This is a genomic window from Parahoeflea alexandrii, assembly GCF_024105735.1.
GTDB lineage: Bacteria > Pseudomonadota > Alphaproteobacteria > Rhizobiales > Rhizobiaceae > Hoeflea > Hoeflea alexandrii.
On sequence record NZ_JAAAML010000002.1, the window covers coordinates 93,976 to 114,110 of the forward strand.

Here is a 20,135-nt window from a genome sequence, read left to right on the forward strand (position 1 = left end):
CCACCTGTTTCCTCAGGTTTAAGCGGAACGGTAGAGCTTTGTCATGGAGAATTCGCGGTGACCGAGTGCCTCCGCCGCGGTGGCGCGACCGTTCGATGTGCGGATGATCATCTCGATCAGCGAATCGCCGGCCTCGTCGATGGTCATCTCGCGGGTCAGCACGCCGGTCACATCGACATCGATATGCTCGCTCATGGTCCTGAGCGTGCGCGGATTGCCCGAGATCTTGATCACCGGCACGATCGGGTTGCCGATCACGTTGCCCTGACCGGTCGGGAAGGTGTGGATCACCGCACCGCCTGCCGCCATCAGCGTCACGCATTCCGCAGCCGCCGAGGACGAATCCATGAAATAGAGCCCCTTGCCCGATGCCGGCTGCTCGGCCGGGTCGAGGATGTCGATGAATTTCGATGTCCGGCCGATCTTTTCCAGGTTGCCGAGCGCCTTCTCCTCGATGGTGGTCAGGCCACCCTCGATATTGCCCTTGGTCGGCTGGCTGTCCGACAAATCATCGGTCTGGTGGGCGAAGATGACGTCGTCCTGATAGGCCTTCCACATCTTGTACCAGCGCTCGCCAACCTCCTCGTTGATGGCGCGGGTCTTGCAGATGTGCTCGGCGCCGGTGATCTCCGAGGTCTCCCCGAAGAAGCCGTAGATGCCCTCGGGCAGCAGCTTGTCATACATGTTGCCAACCGTCGGGCAGGAACTCAGGCCTGTCGTCGTGTCGCTCTCGCCGCACTTGGTCGAGACCCAGAGTTCCGAGATCGAGCACTCCTCGCGCTGCAGCTCGGAGGCAAAATGCACATATTCCTTGGCCACCTTCGAGGCTTCCATAATCGTCTTCAGGTCGCCATTCTGCTCGATCGACAGACCGGTCACCGGCTTGCCGGTGGCAGCGATCCCGTCGACGATCTTCTTGGTCCAGCCCGGCTCGATGCCGATCACGACCACCGCCGCCACGTTTGGGTTTGCCCCGGTGCCGATGATGGTGCGGAAATGCAGATCGAGATCCTCGCCGAACTGCAGCCGGCCATAGGCATGCGGAATCGCGAGTGTGCCCTTGATATTGTTGGCCACGGCCTCGCAGGCCGCATTGGAGATGTCGTCGACCGGCAGGATGAGGACGTGGTTGCGCACGCCGACCCGGCCGTTCTCACGCCGGTAGCCTTGAAACGTCATGTTTGAGTATTTCGATGCCATGATCAGGGCTCCTACCAGCGCTTGGTTTTCAGGTTGTTGGTGTGGACGTGAGCGCCCTTCTCGACATCGGCGACGAACTTTCCGATGTCCTCGCCGTACTTGATCGCCGTATCGCCCGACTTGATGTCCTTGAGCGCGACCTTGTGGCCGATCGGCACATCGGCATTCGAGACCAGCTCGAAGCTGGAATTGTCATGCGTGACGACACACAGCATCTTGGTCCCGGCCTTCAGGCCCTCGACAACGACGACACCGACATTGTCCGCGTGGTCATGAACTAGCAAATGGGGGGTGGTCACGTTTGTCCTCCAATGTGGATAAGGTGTATTCTGGTGGCATACGACATTCAAGTCTTATATAAGACATAAGATATGGTATGAATGAAAAGTCAACCGGGGCAGAGCATGGAAAACAAAAAACAGGTGCCGGAAGCAGCAGAATCCGGAAGCGGAGAGCCAATCGGCTTCAAGCCGCTCTATGCCCAGGTTCGTGAACGACTGATGCGCCGTCTGGTCGATGGCGCCTGGCTGCCGGGCATGCTACTGCCCAGCGAAATGGAGCTGGCGCGCCAGCTCAATGTCAGCCAGGGCACTGTGCGCAAGGCGCTCGATTCGATGACGGCCGACAATCTTCTGCTGCGCCGCCAGGGCCGCGGCACCTACGTCGCCGAGCCTGAGGAAAGCCGGATCATGTTCCAGTTCTTCCGGCTTTCGCCGGACGAGGGCAGCCCGAACTTTCCGGATTCGAAAGTGCTCAGCACCGGATCCGCCAGCCCGACCAAAACCGAAAAAGAAGCGCTCGGCCTCGGTGATGCAGATGAGGTCATCCGCATCGAACGCATTCGCTCACTGTCCGGTCAGCCGATCCTGATCGAAACCATCACACTGCCGTCAAACCGGTTCCCCGACTTCGATCACCTGACAATCATCCCGAACAATGTCTACAGGCTCTATTCCGAACGCTGGGGCATCACCATCGGCAGCGCCGAGGAGCGCCTCAAGGCCATCGCCGCCAGCGCCCGTGACGCCGCAAAGCTGGGCTGCGAAAATGGAGAGCCCTTGCTCCTGATCAGCCGCCTGGCCCGCGATCTGGAAAACCGTCCGGTCGAATTGCGCTGGTCGCGGTGCATCACCCGCGAAATCCATTACGCGGTCAATTTGCGCTGAATTTCAAAGGCTGATCGCCGTGCCGGTCTTGGCCGATTTTTCCGCCGCCAAGCCGATCCGCACCGCCTTCAGTCCATCCTCGAGAGAGACCTCGGGCATGCCACCGTTTCGGATCATCTCCAGGAATTTCTGATGCTGGAAGAAGGTCGATCCATGGTGATCGCCAACCGCCAGGATCGCGGCATCGACATCGACGATCTCGCGTTGTTCGCGCTTGGTCGCGCGCGGCGACAGCACGAATTCCGAATGCCGTTCCTTGCCGTCGGGCGCAAACCGGGATGGTCCCGGCACGAACGCCTCGGCCTTGGCGATGTCGCCTGTCACCGCGATCGCTTCCTGCCAGTTCGAACCTTCCGCGAACATGCAGAGATCCAGCATGGCGCGCAGGCCATTGTCGAAATCAACCACCACGAAGGCGTTGTCGAGGATGTCCGGGCGTACGCCATCATATTCCTCGTCGCGGAAATTGACGTCCCCACTGCCTGACGCATAGACGCGGACCGGTTCGGCCTTGGCGATGAGCCGCATCAGATCGAAGAAATGGCAGCATTTTTCCACCAGCGTGCCGCCCGTCTTGGCCTCGAAGCGGTTCCAGTCCCCCACTTTTTTCAGGAACGGAAACCGGTGTTCGCGGATCGATATCATCCGCGGCACGCCGGTTTCGCCCGCGTGCACCGCCTCGATCAGCCGCGCCACCGGCGGGATGTAGCGATACTCCATCGCCACCCAGACCTGCGCCGTCCGCCCCCCGGCAAGCTCCAGGATGTCCTCGCAATCCGCCAGCGTCGTGCACAAGGGCTTTTCCACCAGGATTGGAAGATCCGCGGGCAGCACATCTTTGAGAATCCGGTGATGCAGATGATTCGGAGCCGCGATCACCAGCGCGTCGCAGAGTCCCGAGCGCAGGAGGTCGGCATGATCGGTGAATTCGGCGCAATCCTTGCCCGCCATATGCGCGGCACTTGAGCGCATGCCCTCATCCGGATCGCTCACAGCGGTCACCTGCGCGCCCTCCAGCAATCCGATCGTGCGGATATGTTCCTGCCCCATCATGCCGGAGCCGATGATGCCGTATCTGATGTCTGCCATGGCAAAGCCCTGATGTTCGGAGAAACTCTAGAGGTGGATGACCGGCAGGCCGGCGGCAGCGGCAAAGCTTTCCAGCGCCCCCACATGGTCGCCATAGGCAAGCGCCATGTGGTGCTCGAGCCCGCTGTCGATGACCCGCGTGAGCACCTCCTCAGCCGGCCGATCGAACCTGACCACGCCCGAGGTGCCGGTGAAAGCCATGTCGCGCTTGAGCATCTCGCCCCGGGCGATGATCAGACTCTGCTGCCCGCGCGCCTGGCTCAACCGGACAAAGGTGACAGGCCCCGGCTTGAGCGGAAATTCGAACAGGAGCGGCATCTTGCGGTTGGTGTGGATCGTTGCGCGGGCGATCGCCTCCGGTTCCGCCATCGACATCGGCGCCTGGCCGCAATGCCAGACCACGCCGGTGTCATCACTCGAATCCAGATCGACCAGGTCGACCAGAAATACCGGCTGGTCGCTCGCCGCCTGAAGCAGCAATTGCGTGGCCGCGCCATAGACATCCGCCTCGCAGGCGCACGGCACCCGGCCCTCGCCCATCATCGAGGCGGGACCGCAGACAGCACCACCATACTCGGTGAATGTTTCCGGCCAGCAGCGGATGGCAAACGCGTCGAAACCGCCCTCGGCCTTCATTCCGTCGAGCGCCAGTTTCAGCCGCAGCGACCGGTCGAGCTGCGTCTGGTCAACCTGATCAAGGCCGGCTAGATTTGCCGATAGCTCGGTCTTGAGCCCGGTGGCCGCGGCTTCCGGCGCCGCCCGAGCCCGGTCAAACAGGTCCGCAAGCTCGAACCCGGTCACGGTCATTCCGATCAGGTCTGCGAGACGGGCGCTGTCATAGGCACAGGTGTCAAACCCGTCCGGATGCGCGCCGATCCGGGCAATGGTCCTGCCGCGCAGACCGTCCAGCAAGGCGCCGCCATACTCTGGGTCTGCATCAGTTATCTGCGAAATCAAAGGGCAAACCATCGGCTCTTCTGTCAGCAATGCCTCGATACCTGAAGTATGGGGAGCCGCGTACCGCCACGAAAACAGCCGGTTACGCAGCCCCAGGGCATGCGAGGCAAGATTGAGCCCGCAGAACGCGTTGAGCCGCAGCCGCCCGCCCAGACGCGGCTCGGGCACCGCCCAGATCGCCAACGGTTGCGGGAACGTGTCCGCGATGCGGCATGTCAGCGCGGCATCGGTGAAGGTGACCTGCAGGATGAGGATGCGGTCCGGCTTCTCGGCCTTGATGTCCGTCATCGCCGCTTGCGTGGCATCGGCGTCCATCAGCAGTTTTTCCGGCCCGATCAGCCGGTGGCCGCTTGCCCTGAGATCGGCCATCATGCCCGCGAGCATCTCCTCGGCGAATGCCACGTCGAAGGTCGGCCGTCCGAGCGGCAGAACGCCTATGGTGAGAGTTTCACCGGACATCGACATTCCCCCTTACATCATCGGGTAAAAACACTAGATTGCAGACATGAAATTGAACCTGCGACGTTGGCCTGCGGCCCTCTTCCTCGCAATGGCAATGCTTGCCATTGCCCCTTCCACCAAGAGCACGGCCACGGAGGCCGCCTGGGCACGTTTGGCGCAGGGCGGATACACGATCCTGCTGGGCTATGCGCGCACCCCGGGCGGCGAACCGCTCCGGCCCGATCTTGGAGACTGCGAAAACCGCAAGAGCCTGACCGATCGGGGCATCCAGGAAGCCCGTCGCATCGGCATGCGGTTTGCGGCCCGTGCCGTCTCCATCTCTGCAGTCTATTCCGGGGAGTTCTGCCGGGCGCTTGAAACGGCGGAACTCGCCTTTGGAAGCTCGAATGTCGAGACCAGGGCCTATCTCAACTCGATCGTCAGCGGCGGTGATCCGGAACTCATCCCCGGCGAACTGATTGCAGCCGTTGACGACTTTTACGGCGCCGGCAATCAGCTGATGGTTACCCATCCGGTTCTGATCCGCGCCATTTCTGGAACCACGCCGCGCGAAGGCGAGGCGGTTATCATCGCGCCGGGCATCAATCCCGGCGACAAGCCGCGTGTCATCAACCGCCTGTTGCTCGACTAGGGCCAGGCCGTGCATCAGCCGAAATCGCTGTAGCTGTGGCGGAAACTCTGGTCGGCGGGTGAGAACCGCGCACCCTCGGGCCCGAACACCGGGTGCTTGTCCCAGGGCGTCGCGGATTTGTCGGTAAGTGCATTGAGATCGCGCATATAGTCGACCGAACCGGTCTCCAGCCCCTGCCGCATCGCGTCCCAGTCGGGATAAAGTCCGAACGGCTCGAGCCAGATCGCCCTTCCCGCGAGATAACCGGATGCACCGGCCCTGTAGGCATGGGCAAGAATATTGCGGAACTCGGCCTTGCCGGCGCCTGCCGACAGCATCACCCAGGGCCGCCCGGCAAGCCGTCCCATCTCGTCGAATGCCGCCTGCACGTCCGCGTCGCCACCCTCGGGAACATCCTTCGCCGCAACCGGGCTTTCCAGCTTGAACACGTCGATGCCGAACTCGGGCGCGGCGAAATCGGCCACCGATTGCAGCACGTGGTCGGTGCGCTTGCCGGTCATCTCGACATAATCGGTGGTCTGGTGCGCATCGCTCTTGAGCGGATAGACCAGCAGTTCGAACAGAAACGGAATGTCATACCGCGCACAGGCCTCGCCGATCCGCTTGGTGAAATCCTTCTGCTTCTGGCGGTTGTGTTTGGGTGCGTCGGGCCGGTACCAGGCCAGCACCTTGACCGCATCGCCGCCCATCCGCTTGATCTTGGCCACCGACCAGTCGTCGATCTCGCTCGACAGCCGCCCTTCAGGCGTTTCCTCGAACACAGAATCCTCGAGTGTGACAATCAGCCCCTTTGTTGGCGAAAGCTTGCCGATCCCCTTGGGAATCGCGAAATGCGGATCCAGCAGCATCGCCGAGGATTGCCCCTGCAGGGCCTCGATCAGCAGGGTCTTGAACGCGGCCACCTCTTCCCAGGGCGCTTCGGCCACGCCATGATGTTTGGCGATCGGCCCCTTGATCGGCGGCCGCTGGTCAACGGCTGTCATCTTGAACAATCCCCTGTCGTCGGCCATGCGGCGCATGCCCCACAATTTGCCTGCGCTTAGCTGCATAGTGGCGTCTCTTTCATGAAGGATTCGGTTTCCGCGCGTGTCGGATAGCCAGCGCGGCCATTGGTTCGGGTGCATTTGATCGCTGCAACGGCGCTGGCAAATCGGATCGCTTCGGGCGGTGACGCCCCTTCTCCGAGCAGCAAGGCGAAGGCGCCATGCCAGACGTCGCCCGCGCCCAGTGTGTCAAGTGGTGTAATGGCGAAGGCCGGCTCGGATCCGGATGCCGCACCTTGCCGCCAGAACACGCCCCTGGCGCCATCGGTCACGCAGACGAAAGATCCCGTATCCGCGGCAACATCCGCCAGCGCCTTGTCGAGGTCGTCATGCTCCGCCCAGTCGCGCAGTCCCTGCGCCGAAAAGGCGACATGGCTTGCCTGGTGCAGCGCCGCCTCCGCTTCGCGGATCGGCGCTTCTCCATCAAGCACGCCGGGCAGACCACGCTCACGCGCGGTTTGCATGAGCACTTCGGCTCCATCGGGCCAGCGTGTATCGGCCAGCGCCGCATCGAAAGTCTGCGGCAGCGCCGCCTTCAGCCACCCGGCATCCATCGGCAAGTCATGATCCCGGAAATTGACAATCTGGCGTTCGCCGGCCTGGTCGATGAACACCGACGAGAACGAGGATCGCCGTCTCTCGAAGCGGCGCACCATTGCGCAGTCGACGCCATCGGCCTCAAGTCCGGCGACAATCATGTCGGCCACCTGGTCCGAGCCGAGCCGGCTTGCCAGCATCGCATGCCCGCCAAGCCGGGCAATCGCCGCGGCGGCATTGGCGGCACCGCCCCCGCCGGTAATCTCGGCACCGTTCGCGCGGTACTTCTCCGCCAGCCGCGGCATCTCGTCGAGAAAGAAGACGAAATCCACCACTGCGACCCCGGTGGTCACGATCTTTGTCATTGCAAGCTTCTATCCCAGGCACTCTTCCGGCAGAGGCAAATCGTCCCGCCCGGAATCGACCATATCAAGTCTTATATAAGACACAAGATGGAATGCGCAGCTCCGGTGACCGTGGACCACACAAAAATCGCCGCTTCAATCCACCGGCAATCCGCTCGGGACGGCAGGCGGCCGTCCCAGACGTCCCTTCGCGCTCCCGGTCAAGGCGTTGAGAAACGAGACCAGTTGCGAGACCTCCGCATCGGAAAGCATGACCGGCGCGATATCGACCCGCGCCTTCAGCCGCGCCCGCTCGCGGCTGTCGTCGAGTGCAATGAAATCGACCCTTTCGAACCTCGCATCCGCCGGCAGCAAGACCATATCCGGCGTCCAGGCCTCCAGTGACGCAATCGGATCGAGATGGTGCCGCACGATCCCCTCCAGCGTCGCATAGGCGCCATTGTGGCCCCATGGCCCGGTCAGCGCCACGTTGCGCAGCATCGGCGTGCGAAACCGGTAGGCGTCTTCGAGCCTGTCCGATTCGGCCATGCGCCCGACGTCACGCACATAGGGATCGAACCGCCGGGTCCGCCCTGGACCGAAATGCGGCAGCGCCAGGGCATGAAACCCCTGATCCGATAGGAGCGGCCCGGAATGGCAGCTGGCGCATCCCGCCTTGCCGAAGAACAGCTCCATGCCCGCCCGCGCCGGGGGCGACATCGCAGACCCGTCGCCGGCAAGAGAACGGTCAAACGCGCTGTCCGTGCTGCGCCATTCGGAATTCATGAAATCGCCGAGCGCATTGGCGATGTGCACGATGCTCAGGTCACCCGCCGCGGCAATCGAGGCGTCCGCGCCACGAAACAGCTCGAGATAGGCGGGAATCCCGCGCACACGCTCGACCAGCAGCGGCCAGACATAATCGATCCGGTCATAGGCGGCCCCGGCTATCTTGTTCTCCTCCGGATTGCCGGCCATCTCCGTTTCCGATGTGAGCGGAAACAGCGCCTGCGCCGCCAGGATGCCCTTCAGCCCGAGTGGCAGATATTCCTCGGCCGGGGAGTTGAAGCCGTTGCCGAAAATATCGTCGACACTCAGCCGCCCGTCATGGAACAGCACGCTGATGTCGCGGGCGCCGAGATTGAACAGCGCCGGCGCATTGCGCGGCACCCGTTTCTCGATCAGGTCGGCTCCTTGTCCGGTTGTCCGCTTGGCGCCGATGCCCGTGCCGCCCTCGCCGACCCCCAGCGCCAGGCCATCCCCGGAGGCAAGATCATGGTGGTGGCAGGTGCCGCAGGAGATATTGCCGTTCCCCGACAAGATCGGGTCGTAGAACAGGAGACGCCCGATCTCCGCGAGCTTGGGATCGAAATCGTGAAAATCCGCGTCCGTCAGCGGCTTTGGCAGGACCTGCGCCTGGGCCGCCGGGGCAGACAGGCAGACGCCTGCAAGTAGGCCAAGCGTCGCAACGAGCGAGCGCAGTCCGGCGATTGCTTGGTTTCTCACCTTCCAGCCTCCCGTCCGCCTTGTCCCCATGCGGGTGCTCCTCCTCCGGGCCATCGGGCCACCGCCTTGCCAGCCCGGGCGCACCGCCCTTATTCTCGGCCACCTGACTTCGCAGCGAAAGAATGACAAATGAAAGTTCCGCTTGCAAACGCCAAACACGGCCTGCTTGTTCTCGGCTTGGCCATCAGCATTGCTCTTCCAGCGAGAGCCGAGATCGAGAAGGGCCGCATGCTGATGGAAAGCCACAGGTTCGAGGAGGCCATGGCCGAGTTCCTGCCCGCCGCCCGCTCCGGCAATGCCGATGCCGAGGAACTGATCGGCGTCATGTATGCCATGGGCCTGGGCGTCGAACGCGATGACGAGCGCGCCTTCGAGTGGTACCTGCGCGCCTCCATGAAAGGGCATCCCGGCGCGCAATCCGGCATCGGCTGGTACTTCGAGGTTGGCCGCGGCACGGCCGTCGATCTGGTCCGCGCCTATCTCTGGTACGGCCTCTCGGCCATCGGCGGCGATCCGGACGCGGCGATTTCGATCGAGGACGTGGCGAGGAAGATGACACAGGAACAGATCCGCCGCGCCGAGGTGCTGATCAACGACTACCGTCCCTGGATGTACCCGTTTCGCTGAACGCCCATTCCAAAAGACAAACCGCCCGGATGTGATCCGGGCGGCTGGCATTTTTTGAAACCCGTGCAGCCTTACTGCATGTCCTTCATCGCACCGCCATCGATCATCTCGGAGGCCTTCGCGGCTTCGGCGACCAGCAGGTCATAGAAGGTGGCTCCACCCTCGACATTGGCCTTGAACCACTCGAACACCGGGGCTGCGGCTTCCTTGAACTGGGCCTTTTCTTCCATGGTAGGCACGTAGACCGCACCGCCCACTTCGGCAAACGCCTTGTAGGCGTCGATGGACTTGCGCTTCGGCGATGCGAATGTCGCCTGCTGAAGGGCCGCAAAACCGTCCACCACGACGCGGCGCAGACCTTCGTCCAGCCCAATGAACCGGTCATTGTTCATGTACCACAGCGCGCCCATGTAGGAATGGCCGTCAAGCGTGAGGTATTTCAGCCCGGCATCGGGGAACTTCATGCCCATGATGTCGGTGATGCCGTTCTGGGTGCCTTCGACCACACCGGTCTGGAACGAGGTGAACAGTTCCGGCCAAGGAATCGGGGTCGGCGACGCGCCCATGGCGCGAACCAGTTCCTGCGGCAGGTCTGCCACCACGGTGCGGATCTTCAACCCATCCATGTCGGCCGGCGAACGGATTTCGCGCTTGGTGTTGGCAAAGTTGCGCCATCCGCCCGTGTTGCCGATCGTCATCAGCCGGATCATGCCGCCCGAATCGGCCAGCATCTGTTCGCGCAGCGCCCGGACGAAGGTACCTTCGGTCAGCACTGCCTCGGCAATGCGGTCATCGCGCAGCAGGTAAGGCAGATCCAGTACCTGCACATAGGGGAAGATGCCCGACGCGCCGCCTGAGGTGGAGATGTAGATGTCGATCGACCCGTCGGCGATACCCTGGAGGCATTCTGCGCCGGTCGAGCACAGCTGCGTGCCGATGAACAGTTCGACCTCGATCGCGCCATTCGAGGCCTTCTCGACATAGTCCTTGAACACGATCAGACCGTCATAGTCCTCGTCGTTCTCGTTCGAGTTGGCCGTTGCACGCAGCTTGATATCGGCCGCCTGCGCCGCCGTGATCATGCCGCCGGCCAGGACCGAAAGTCCCAGCGCCGCCGCGGTCAGTGTTTTCATTGCCTGTTTCAAGATCATTGAAGAGCCTCCCGTTGATAATTGTTATGCATCACTAGTCTTATATAAGACACAAGATCGACAACATCCCTGTCCTTGTCAACCGGGCACAAGCTGTCGGAAACATCTTCCGCAAGCTTCCCGTTTCTCATCGCGCGAATCCGAACAGCTGCGGCACGAACAGCGAGATCTGCGGCACGAAGGTGATCAGGAAGATCACGATCACCTCCACCAGCAGAAACGGCAGGATAGCCTTTGCGATGGTTTCCACCCGCTCGCCCGACACGCTTGAGGTGACGAACAGAACCAGCCCCATCGGCGGCGTCGCCAGCCCGACGGTCAGATTGACGCTCATGATGATGGCGAAGTGCACCGGGTGCACGCCGAGATCGGTGAAGATCGGCCCCAGGATCGGACCCAGGATAATGATCGCCGGCCCGGCATCGAGGAACATGCCCACAATGAACAACAGGACATTGATCAGGAACAGCAGGATATAGGGATTGTCCGACAGGCCGAGAATGAAATTGGCCAGGATTTCCGGCGTGTGCGACAGGCTGACCACGGTCTTGAACGCCATTGCGGCACCGACAAGCAAAAGCACCACCGACGTCGTCATCGCAGCCTTTGTCAGCACTTTTGGCAGGTCTGCCCAGCCCATGGTCTTGAGAATGAACAGCGACACGATGAAGGCATAGACTGCCGCCACCGCAGACGCCTCCGTCGGCGTGAACACGCCGCCCAGGATCCCACCGAGGATGATCACCGGGGTCAGCAGCGGAAAAAATGCCTTCAGGCTTGCCTCCCCGCGCTCCGGCCAGCTCGCCTTGCGCGCCGCAACCGGAAAGTCGTGCCGCTTGGCAAGAAAGGCGACGACCATCATCAGGCCGATGCCGACCAGCACCCCGGGAACGATGCCGGCGAGAAACAGTGCCGCCACCGATTCTCCCATCACATAGGCATAGATGATCATGATACCCGACGGTGGAATGATAGGACCGATCACCGAGGAGGCCGCGGTCACCGCCGCCGCGAATTTCCGGGTGTAGCCGTTTTTCTCCATTGCCGGGATCAGCATCGATCCCAAGGCCGAAACATCCGCAACGGCGGAGCCGGACAGGCCTGCAAACAGCATCGAGGAGAGGATGTTCACATGCGCAAGACCGCCCTTGAGATGACCGATCATCGCCTGGCTGAACTCGACGATGCGCATGGTGATGCCGCCGCGGTTCATCAGCTCGCCCGCCAGCATGAAGAACGGGATCGCCATCAGCGGAAACGAATCCATGCCCGTGTAGACGTTGCGGTAAAGCAGCGCGATGTCGCGTTCCTGGCCGTTGAGCCAGAGCAGAAACCCGGGGGCTGCCAACATGCCGAAGAACACCGGCAGGCCGATCATCAGGAAAATCAGGAACAGCGGCAGGAAGAAGAACAGCATGGCCTACTCCACCGCCACGATCACCCGGTCATGATCCTCGGGCAACTCGGCCTCCGGATCGATGAGGTGAGCAAGCGCCTTGAGACACAACTCGACATTGACAAGGGTCATCATCAACAGGCCGACAGGCAGCGACATGTACATCCATGCCAGCTTGATGCGAACAAGCCCGAGGCCGAGAAACTCAAGCGGCAGCTTCAGCGAGCTGGAATTGAACAGCCAGCCGGAGTTGACATGGTTGAGCCCGAGCCGGAATCCGTAGACAAGCACGACCAGCGACACTAGCAGCAGCATCAGGCCGAGCAAGGCGCCAAGCCGCGCGGGCAACAGGTCCTTGACCATCTCAATGGAAACAAACCCGCCCCAGCGATAGGCCGTCGGTGCAATCAGTGCCGTCATCCAAAGCATCAGAAAACGTGCGCCCTCATCGGGCCATGCCAATGCGTTGCCGAGGATGTAGCGGAAAACCACCTGCAGGATGATGATCAGCACCATCAGCCCCATAGCCACCCAGGCAATGTTGCGACCAGCCCTTAGAAGCAGGGTGTTCAACCCCGCCAGCGGTTTGAGCACCGCCAGAATCACCGTCATGGTCTTGGTCCTCCCCAGGGCCACCCGCCAAACCGCGTCCGCAAGTCTTATATAAGACCTTGCCTATGGGCTTCTATTTCTCGACGCCTGTCAAGACCGGAAATTCTCAACCGCTGAGTGTCAGCTCCGAATGAACACGTGCTCGGTCCGCTGCACCAGCGTCTCGCCGGGCCTGAGCACCGCCCCCGCAAAACCGGCATGGTTGGGGCTGTCAGGCCAGCTCTGGGTTTCCAGACAGAAGCCGGCGCAGGCTCCATAGAGCTTGCCGTTCAGCCCCGGGACCGTCGGCTTGATCTTGAAGCCGCTGTAGAATTGGAGGCCAGGCTCGGTCGAACGCAGTTCCATGGCCAGCCCCGACCGCATGGACCGCGCCAGCGCGATGGTCCGGACCGCCTGCCGGTCCGTCGACAGGCAGAAATTGTGATCATACGGCACCTGGCCGTCGGGCCCTTCGCACCGGATCGGACGCAGCTCCCGGAAGTCGAACTCCGTGCCCTCGACGGCCCTGATCTCTCCGGTCGGGATCTGCTCCGCATCGACCGGCAGATACTCCTCCGCGGCAATCATCAGCTCGTGGTCAAGAATGTCATCGGCATCATCAAGGGTGAAGTAGCTGTGATGGGCGATGTTGATCAGCGTCGGCCTGTCGGTGACGCTGGTATAGGTGATCGCCATGCAGCCGCCGGCCTGAAGCTCGTAGCGCGCCTCGATCTTCGCTGTCCCGGGATAGCCCGACTGGCCGTCCGGATCGACGATCGAGAACACCGCGTGGTCTGTTCCGTGGCTTTCCAGCGTCCACACCCGCTTGCCGATGCCCGCGCTGCCGCCATGCAGATGGTTGATCCCGCGTTCGTTGCATTCGAGCTGGTAGGCCACTCCATCGAGCACGAAGCGACCACCGGCAATCCTGTTGGCGTGCCGGCCCGGTGTCTGGCCGAAATAGGGCGAATGCGCGGGATAGCTTTCGAAATCAGGAAACCCGAGTGTTAGCGGTCCGACATGGCCGTCGAGCCTGAGATCCTGCAGGGTGGCGCCCCAGGTCATGATCTTCGCCGTCAGCCCACCGCCCGAGATCGTCACCCGGTGAACGGCCTCCCCGTCTGCAGTCTGCCCAAACGCTTCGATGGTCATGCCGTGTTTCCCGTCTCTCAGGTTGGGACAATGCCGGAGAAAGCCATGGCCCGATTTTCCAAGCTGCGCAAGACCGCATCAGCGCGTCAGTTGACGCGTCGCAGCTTCCAGTCCCGCAAGCGTCATCGGGAACATACGATCACCGAACAGATGCCGGATCAGCGCCGTCGAATGGGTATGCGGCCAATAGGCTTCCGGTGTCGGGTTGAGCCAGGCCACCTTGTGGAAATGGTTGAGCATCCGCGTCAGCCAGACCTGGCCCGGCTCCTCGTTCCAGTGCTCGACCGAGCCGCCCACCGATACCACCTCGTACGGGCTCATGGCCGCATCCCCGACGAAGATCACCCGGTAATCCGAGCCGTAGGTGCGCAAAACCTCCGCCGTCGGCAACAACTCCTGGCGCCGCCGGCGGTTGTCGCGCCAGACCCCCTCGTAGAGACAGTTGTGGAAGTAGAAATACTCCATGTGCCGGAACTCGGCCCGCGCCGCGGAAAACAGCTCCTCGACCACCTTGATGTGATCATCCATGGAGCCGCCGACATCGAAAAACATCAGAAGCTTGACCGCGTTGCGGCGCTCCGGCCGGGTCTTGACGTCAAGCCAGCCATGTTCCGCCGTCGACTGGATGGTGCCCGGAAGATCGAATTCTTCCGCCGCGCCCTCGCGAACCCAGCGCCTGAGCCGCCTCAGCGCCACCTTGATGTTGCGTGTGCCGAGCTCGACCTTGTCATCAAGGTTCCTGAATTCCCGCTTGTCCCAGACCTTCACCGCCCGCCGATGACGGCTTTCGTCCTGGCTGATCCGCACACCCTCGGGATTGTAGCCATAGGCCCCGAAAGGCGACGTGCCGGCGGTACCGATCCATTTCGACCCGCCCTGGTGCCGCTTCTGCTGCTCCTCGAGCCGTTGCTTGAGGGTTTCCATCAGCTTGTCGAAACCGCCAAGGCTCTCGATCAGCTTCTTCTCGTCTTCGCTCAGATGCTTCTCCGCCATCCGCCGGAGCCATTCCTCGGGCAGGTTGCGGGCATCGACGCCGGTTTCGCCGCCGATTGCCTCGACACCGCGGAAATAGTGCGAGAACACCTGGTCGAACCGGTCAATATGGCGCTCGTCCTTCACCAGCGCCGCCCGCGCCAGGTAATAGAAACCCTCGACATCATAGCGCGACAGCCCGGCCTCAAGCCCTTCCATCAGGGTGAGATATTCGCGCAGCGAGACCGGGACTTTAGCGGCTTTGAGCTCTAGGAAAAACGGAAGAAACATGGGCGCGACCATAGCCGCAATGCCAAGCCCTTGCCAACCGGTTTAGTGCCGATCGTCTTCAGCCGCCCTTGAGTTCCGGATTGGGAAAATAGCCTGGCCCGATGGTCAGCGGCTTGTCGGGAACGACGGTGTCGTCGATCTGGCTGGTGAAATTCTTCTCCCCGGACCAGATCAGCCGGCTGCGGGTGTGGTCGTAAAGCCGGAGCGCGACATGATAGGGCTTGCCAGCCTTGACGCCGCGCACCTGTGGAGAATGAACGCCGTAACGGACGCTGCGCGCGTGCAGCCTGGTCTCGACGGCGAGCGGCGGTCCGCCCGCCGGGTCCTCGAACTCGGCAATCAGCCAGGTCCCGACCGGTAGCGGTTTGAGCACATTGGCGACAAACCCGTAATAAACCTGCGCTTCGCGGTAGTTGTAGACAAAGCCGCCGCCGGCAATTTCCAGATACGGCTTTTCCGCCGGGTCCTCGCGCGTTGCCCATCCAACCGCCAGCAGCAGGCAGGCGAGGCCAACGATTGCTGCGATGACTTTCTCGAATGTCCTGTCTTCCCGCACGGCCATGTCCGCCACGCCCCGATCGCTTCGCCGGTATGGGTCTGATCAGCGATCATGTTCTCACATGTCACGGAACGGATCCAGCTTGAGGCTGATCCGGCGGCTTTATCCGGAATCGCAATCCGCCACTTCGTTCCCGGTGAGGTCTACCGGCTGTACTTGATGAACGGCGTCAGCGTGGCGATGCGGTCATAGAGCTTTCGCGCGGTGGCGTTGAATTCCTGCGTCATCCAGTAGACGCTCGGGCAGCCATCGGCGTCGGCCTGCGCGTAGACCGCCTCGATCAGCGCCCGGCCAAGACCGGTACCGCGCACGTCCGGCGCGGCATACAGGTCCTGGAGATAGCAGACCGGCTCCACCTTCCAGCCGTGGCGGTGGTACATGTAGTGCACCAGCCCGGCAGGCTTGCCGTCCACCAGCGCCAGCATCCCGCGCGGCTCGTAGAACGAGGCCTCACCTGCGGCGTGGGGACCGGCGATGCGGGCCAGCGTGGTCCGGTAGACCTCCTCCGGCACACTTGATTCGTAGAATTCCAGATAAAGTGTCCACAACCGCCGCCATTCGGGCTCGTCAGCAAGCGTTATCGGCCGTATTTCAACACTCCCGCTCATGCATTCACTCCCTCTTTTCCGGCCGGCAAACGGTCTTCCCCGATCTCCTGGATGTCGAAGGGCGTGGTTTGGTAGACCTGGTTGATCCAGTTTCCGAACAGCAGGAAGGCATGGCTGCGCCAGCGGTTTTGCGGCTTGTTGTCCGGGTTGTCATCCGGAAAATAGTTTGCCGGCGGCTTGATCGGTGTCCCCGACTTCACATCGCGGAAATATTCCTCGGCCAGCGTGCCGGAATCATATTCGATATGATTGAAGATGTAGAGCCGGTTGGCGAAAGCCTCGTGCAACAGGCACAGACCCGTCTGCTGGCTTTCCATCAGGATCTCGAAATCCGGTGTAAGGTCCTCGCGGCGGACCTCCGTCCAGCGAGACACCGAAACCTGGAAATCGTCCGAAAATCCCGTGAGATAGGGAGAGGCAGGGTTGAGGTTGCGGTGCCGGTAGACGCCAAAGGCCTTCTCCTGTAGCGCCCGCTTCGGCACCTTGTGGAAGTGCCAGGCCGCAGCCATCGCCCCCCAGCAGACAAAAAAGCTCGAATGAACATGGGTGGTCGTCCAGTCGAGGATCTGCTCCATCTCCTGCCAATAGGTCACATCCTCGAACGGCAGCGTCTCGATCGGCGCGCCGGTGATGATAAAGCCATCGAACTTGCGGTGCTTTATCTCGTCCCAGGTGTGGTAGAAATTGATCAGGTGATCTTCCGAAGTGTTCTTGGCCACATGCGAGCCGATCCGCACCAGCGTCAGTTCGACCTGCAGCGGTGACGCCCCGATCAGCCGCGCGATCTGCGTTTCAGTGGCGATCTTGTTCGGCATCAGGTTCAACAGCCCGATATGAAGCGGACGGATATCCTGCCGCACGGCAACGGATTCATCCATGATTTGCACGCCTTCGCGCACAAGCGCATCGCGGGCGGGAAGACCATCGGGAATACGGATCGGCATGACGCAACAAGCTCCAACAAAAAACCGGCCGCGAATGTCAACGCTACCGGTCCGGTGGGAACGCGCCCCGTCGGCCATTTAGCGAGTTGTTTAACGTGGCTGCAAGCCGGCCGGCCAAATCACCACGAAACGCAATCTAGTAAGGCTTGCAGGCAAGGTCAATCGCACGGCGATGACAAGCCGCAACGCTGATCAGACAAACCGGGCCTGTTGGGTTGCCGTTGGTGGCGAACCGGCGCGCCGCACCAGATTGCGGCCATCACTCTTGGCCTGGTACACGGCCGCGTCTACCTCTGCCAAGGCTCTCGGCAGATCGTCGCCGGGAGCAAGCTCGCAGTAGCCGAAACTTGCCGTCAGTCGAAGGCTTCCGGTGCTGGTGGCAATATGCAACCGCTCGACCGCGCTGCGCAGGTGTATGGCCTGAAGCCGGATCGCCTCGTCATCGAGACCGGCAACCAAGATGCAGAATTCCTCGCCGCCAAGCCTGGCACAAAGGGCTGTTTGTGGCGTCTCCCTTTCCAACAGCCGGGCAAACGCCTTGAGCGTACGATCTCCGACTTCATGACCGTGGCGATCATTGACGCGCTTGAAGTGATCGATATCGCAGATGATCAGGCCCGTCGGCAACGGCGCGGAGGCCGCCCTGAGTGCCTGCACCCTGGCTTCGAAGGCACGACGGTTGAGCAGCCCGGTCAGTGGATCTGTTTCCGCAAGCCGGCGCAATTGCTGCACCAGCGTCACCGAATAACGGGCAAACAGCGCAAGCCCGATCATGATTGCGAAGATGGCATTCTCTGTCTGCATCGACGACGCAAGTTGCGAACTCTTGAAGGCGCTGTGTGTTGTCATGTCGACGTCTGAGATCTCGACCCTGACAACCCTGCTCACGGACAATCCCGCCTGGATCAGGAATACCGAAGCCAGCACCAGATCGACCCGGTGGCTTCTCGCGCGCCAGACCAGCAGACAGCACATCAGATAGACAAAGCTCGCGAACCCGCTGACGGCAATCACCCGCACCCAGAACAACGGCCCCTGGTGGTTTGCGTAGAGTGCCGCGCCGGCAGTCAGCAGCACCGCCAGGACATAGGGCGGCCATGGCACATCTTTGCCGAACAGCGAGGCCACCCCCCACAACAACAGGAAATGGCCGGCAAAAAGCGATCCCAGGATGAGCGCCTGGTAGGCTGGCTGACGGTCAGTATCGACCAGCATGACCCCAACAAAGCCGACCACTGACAAGAGATAGGCACCGGACAGGCGCAACGCAGCCTGCTGCTTGCGGTCATGCAGATAGAGCAGCAGGAATGCACCACCGCCGGACAGGAAGATTGCAGGTCCAAGCCATTCATATGACAGGGTGGCATACGGCAAGTTGATCGGCCTTTCGCGAGTGTCCGGAGCCACCCAAGCTAACAGCCAAACCTAGCCAATTAATTACCGGCAAGAACTAATTGCCGCGCTGCCTTGCCAAAAATGCCAGCCGTTCAAAAAGATGGACATCCTGCTCGTTCTTCAAGAGCGCACCGTGCAGTTTCGGCAACGCGTTCTTGGCGTCTCCACGCAGGGTTTCCGGTGCCACGTCATCAGCAACCAGCAGCCTGATCCAGTCCAGCGCCTCGGACGTCGAGGGTTTCTTCTTCAGCCCCGCTGTCTCCCGGATCTCGTAGAACTGCGTCAGGGCCTCGCGGACCAGTGTCTGCTTGATCCCCGGATAATGCACATCGACAATCCGCTGCAGCGTCTCCATGTCGGGAAAACGGATATAGTGGAAGAAGCAGCGGCGCAGAAATGCGTCGGGCAATTCCTTCTCGTTGTTCGATGTGATGATGACGATCGGCCGCTGTCTGGCCCGGATCGTTTCGCCGGTCTCATAGACAAAGAACTCCATGCGATCGAGTTCCTGCAGCAAGTCGTTGGGAAACTCGATATCGGCCTTGTCGATCTCGTCGATCAGCAGCACCGTCTTCTTGTCGGCTGCAAAGGCTTCCCAGAGTTTTCCGCGGCGAATGTAGTTGGCCACGTCGTTGACACGCTCATCACCAAGCTGACTGTCGCGCAACCGGCTGACCGCATCATACTCATACAGCCCCTGATGCGCCTTGGTGGTGGATTTCACCGACCATTCGATCAGCTCCAGCCCCAGCGCACTGGCGATCTGCACGGCAAGTTCGGTCTTGCCTGTGCCGGGTTCACCCTTTACCAGAAGCGGCCGCTCGAGCCGGATCGCGGCATTGACCGCAACGGTGAGATCCTTTTCCGCCACATAGGCGGACGTGCCTTCAAACTGCATACTTCCTCCATGCACCGCCTGTCGCGGGCGGCTTGGTTCGATCGCATCTTCAACACCACACTCGGGCGCGGGACGCAACCCGTTCGCCGGAATGGCATTTCCCCGCGACGACGGTTTGCGCCAGATCAAGGCGGCGCCCGCAAGGGCGCGACAGGATGAGCCTGAACATGCCGAGAGCATCAACTGGAGAATGACATGACGCTTTACCACATCCATCTGGTCATGGCCCGCAACAAGGAATTCCCCGAAGGCAACGTCCATCGCGGCTATGACATTCATGCGCCGCTGGACCAGGAAGGCCATCTCGACAAGGCCGCTTGGGATAAGGCGCCGTCATCCTCGACGGTGGTGCGGTTCTGGGATGGCGAGCGCTCGGAACTGGGCTATCTCGTCCATCACCCCAAAGTCGGCTGGGCATTCGATTATGACCCCGCAGATGATGACGACGATGAAACCGGCTTCAGACTGTCCAATCACGTCTTCAAGACCGGGGAATACATCTCCATCCGCGATCACGGTGCGGACGAGTTGCACACCTTCGTCATTGCCTCGGTGACAAAGGCGGATTGACTCCGCCCCACTCTGATCAATCAGGATTTGTCGCGCCCGGGGTGAG

The 20,135-nt window shown here is 61.6% G+C and carries 21 protein-coding genes and 1 riboswitch; of the genes, 4 read left to right on the forward strand and 17 right to left on the reverse strand.

The window, feature by feature from the left end:
* Positions 1–18: 18 nt before the first annotated feature.
* Entirely contained in the window at positions 19–1,200 is a 1,182-nt protein-coding gene (locus GTW23_RS10155) for a UxaA family hydrolase (protein WP_152011304.1), read from the reverse strand.
* 11 nt (positions 1,201–1,211) lie between these two features.
* Positions 1,212–1,499 carry a UxaA family hydrolase gene (locus GTW23_RS10160; protein ID WP_152011303.1) on the reverse strand — a complete coding sequence of 96 codons (288 nt, stop codon included), beginning with the start codon at positions 1,497–1,499 and terminating at the stop codon, positions 1,212–1,214.
* 105 nt (positions 1,500–1,604) lie between these two features.
* Between GTW23_RS10160 and GTW23_RS10165 the strand changes: the two genes are divergently transcribed.
* Positions 1,605–2,366 carry a GntR family transcriptional regulator gene (locus GTW23_RS10165; RefSeq protein WP_152011302.1) on the forward strand — a complete coding sequence of 254 codons (762 nt, stop codon included), beginning with the start codon at positions 1,605–1,607 and terminating at the stop codon, positions 2,364–2,366.
* Between the two features lie 3 nt (positions 2,367–2,369).
* Here the strand turns inward: GTW23_RS10165 and GTW23_RS10170 are convergent, their stop codons facing one another.
* Together GTW23_RS10170 and GTW23_RS10175 are read right to left on the reverse strand one after the other, a co-directional pair.
* Positions 2,370–3,455: a Gfo/Idh/MocA family protein gene (locus GTW23_RS10170; protein WP_252915663.1), complete on the reverse strand. Its 1,086-nt coding sequence runs from the start codon at positions 3,453–3,455 to the stop codon at positions 2,370–2,372.
* 27 nt (positions 3,456–3,482) lie between these two features.
* A complete protein-coding gene (locus tag GTW23_RS10175; protein ID WP_252915665.1) occupies positions 3,483–4,871 on the reverse strand; it encodes an L-fucose/L-arabinose isomerase family protein in 1,389 nt (462 codons plus the stop codon).
* A gap of 46 nt (positions 4,872–4,917) precedes the next feature.
* On the opposite strand from GTW23_RS10175, the gene GTW23_RS10180 reads away from it, so the two are divergent.
* Positions 4,918–5,505, forward strand: coding sequence for a histidine phosphatase family protein (locus GTW23_RS10180; protein WP_152011299.1), 588 nt, complete (start codon positions 4,918–4,920; stop codon positions 5,503–5,505).
* A gap of 14 nt (positions 5,506–5,519) precedes the next feature.
* Here GTW23_RS10180 and GTW23_RS10185 read toward each other — a convergent pair whose 3' ends face one another.
* The 3 genes from GTW23_RS10185 to GTW23_RS10195 form a co-directional block, all read right to left on the reverse strand.
* A complete protein-coding gene (locus tag GTW23_RS10185) occupies positions 5,520–6,554 on the reverse strand; it encodes a tagatose 1,6-diphosphate aldolase (RefSeq protein ID WP_252915667.1) in 1,035 nt (344 codons plus the stop codon).
* The gene (locus GTW23_RS10190; protein WP_252915668.1) at positions 6,545–7,450 is read right to left on the reverse strand and encodes a PfkB family carbohydrate kinase; all 906 of its coding nucleotides are present in this window, start codon (positions 7,448–7,450) and stop codon (positions 6,545–6,547) included. Before GTW23_RS10190 ends, GTW23_RS10185 begins: the two co-directional genes overlap by 10 nt.
* A gap of 135 nt (positions 7,451–7,585) precedes the next feature.
* On the reverse strand, positions 7,586–8,935 hold the full coding sequence (locus GTW23_RS10195) for a cytochrome-c peroxidase (RefSeq protein WP_252915669.1): 1,350 nt from the start codon (positions 8,933–8,935) through the stop codon (positions 7,586–7,588).
* Positions 8,936–9,064: 129 nt separating this feature from the next.
* Between GTW23_RS10195 and GTW23_RS10200 the strand changes: the two genes are divergently transcribed.
* Entirely contained in the window at positions 9,065–9,562 is a 498-nt protein-coding gene (locus GTW23_RS10200) for a tetratricopeptide repeat protein (protein WP_152011295.1), read from the forward strand.
* Between the two features lie 71 nt (positions 9,563–9,633).
* On the opposite strand, the gene GTW23_RS10205 is transcribed toward GTW23_RS10200, so the two are convergent.
* The 10 genes from GTW23_RS10205 to GTW23_RS10250 all read right to left on the reverse strand — a co-directional run bounded on the left by GTW23_RS10205 (position 9,634) and on the right by GTW23_RS10250 (position 19,519).
* On the reverse strand, positions 9,634–10,710 hold the full coding sequence (locus tag GTW23_RS10205; RefSeq protein WP_152011726.1) for a TRAP transporter substrate-binding protein: 1,077 nt from the start codon (positions 10,708–10,710) through the stop codon (positions 9,634–9,636).
* A gap of 130 nt (positions 10,711–10,840) precedes the next feature.
* Positions 10,841–12,130, reverse strand: a complete 1,290-nt coding sequence (locus tag GTW23_RS10210; RefSeq protein WP_252915671.1) for a TRAP transporter large permease — start codon at positions 12,128–12,130, stop codon at positions 10,841–10,843.
* Between the two features lie 3 nt (positions 12,131–12,133).
* On the reverse strand, positions 12,134–12,721 hold the full coding sequence (locus GTW23_RS10215; RefSeq protein ID WP_252915673.1) for a TRAP transporter small permease: 588 nt from the start codon (positions 12,719–12,721) through the stop codon (positions 12,134–12,136).
* 120 nt (positions 12,722–12,841) lie between these two features.
* A complete protein-coding gene (locus GTW23_RS10220; protein WP_252915674.1) occupies positions 12,842–13,852 on the reverse strand; it encodes an aldose epimerase family protein in 1,011 nt (336 codons plus the stop codon).
* Positions 13,853–13,930: 78 nt separating this feature from the next.
* Positions 13,931–15,115, reverse strand: a complete 1,185-nt coding sequence (locus GTW23_RS10225) for a vWA domain-containing protein (protein WP_252915675.1) — start codon at positions 15,113–15,115, stop codon at positions 13,931–13,933.
* A 58-nt stretch (positions 15,116–15,173) separates the two neighbouring features.
* Positions 15,174–15,677 carry a hypothetical protein gene (locus tag GTW23_RS10230; protein WP_252915676.1) on the reverse strand — a complete coding sequence of 168 codons (504 nt, stop codon included), beginning with the start codon at positions 15,675–15,677 and terminating at the stop codon, positions 15,174–15,176.
* 140 nt (positions 15,678–15,817) lie between these two features.
* Positions 15,818–16,282, reverse strand: a complete 465-nt coding sequence (locus GTW23_RS10235) for a GNAT family N-acetyltransferase (RefSeq protein WP_152011290.1) — start codon at positions 16,280–16,282, stop codon at positions 15,818–15,820.
* Positions 16,279–17,226, reverse strand: coding sequence for a homoserine O-succinyltransferase (locus GTW23_RS10240; protein WP_152011289.1), 948 nt, complete (start codon positions 17,224–17,226; stop codon positions 16,279–16,281). The genes GTW23_RS10235 and GTW23_RS10240 overlap by 4 nt, the downstream gene beginning before the upstream one ends.
* A 58-nt stretch (positions 17,227–17,284) precedes the next feature.
* Positions 17,285–17,362: riboswitch (SAM riboswitch) on the reverse strand.
* 56 nt (positions 17,363–17,418) lie between these two features.
* On the reverse strand, positions 17,419–18,600 hold the full coding sequence (locus GTW23_RS10245; protein WP_252915677.1) for a GGDEF domain-containing protein: 1,182 nt from the start codon (positions 18,598–18,600) through the stop codon (positions 17,419–17,421).
* A gap of 76 nt (positions 18,601–18,676) precedes the next feature.
* The gene (locus tag GTW23_RS10250) at positions 18,677–19,519 is read right to left on the reverse strand and encodes an AAA family ATPase (RefSeq protein WP_252915678.1); all 843 of its coding nucleotides are present in this window, start codon (positions 19,517–19,519) and stop codon (positions 18,677–18,679) included.
* Positions 19,520–19,714: 195 nt separating this feature from the next.
* On the opposite strand from GTW23_RS10250, the gene GTW23_RS10255 reads away from it, so the two are divergent.
* Positions 19,715–20,089, forward strand: a complete 375-nt coding sequence (locus tag GTW23_RS10255) for a hypothetical protein (protein ID WP_252915679.1) — start codon at positions 19,715–19,717, stop codon at positions 20,087–20,089.
* Positions 20,090–20,135 lie beyond the last annotated feature (46 nt).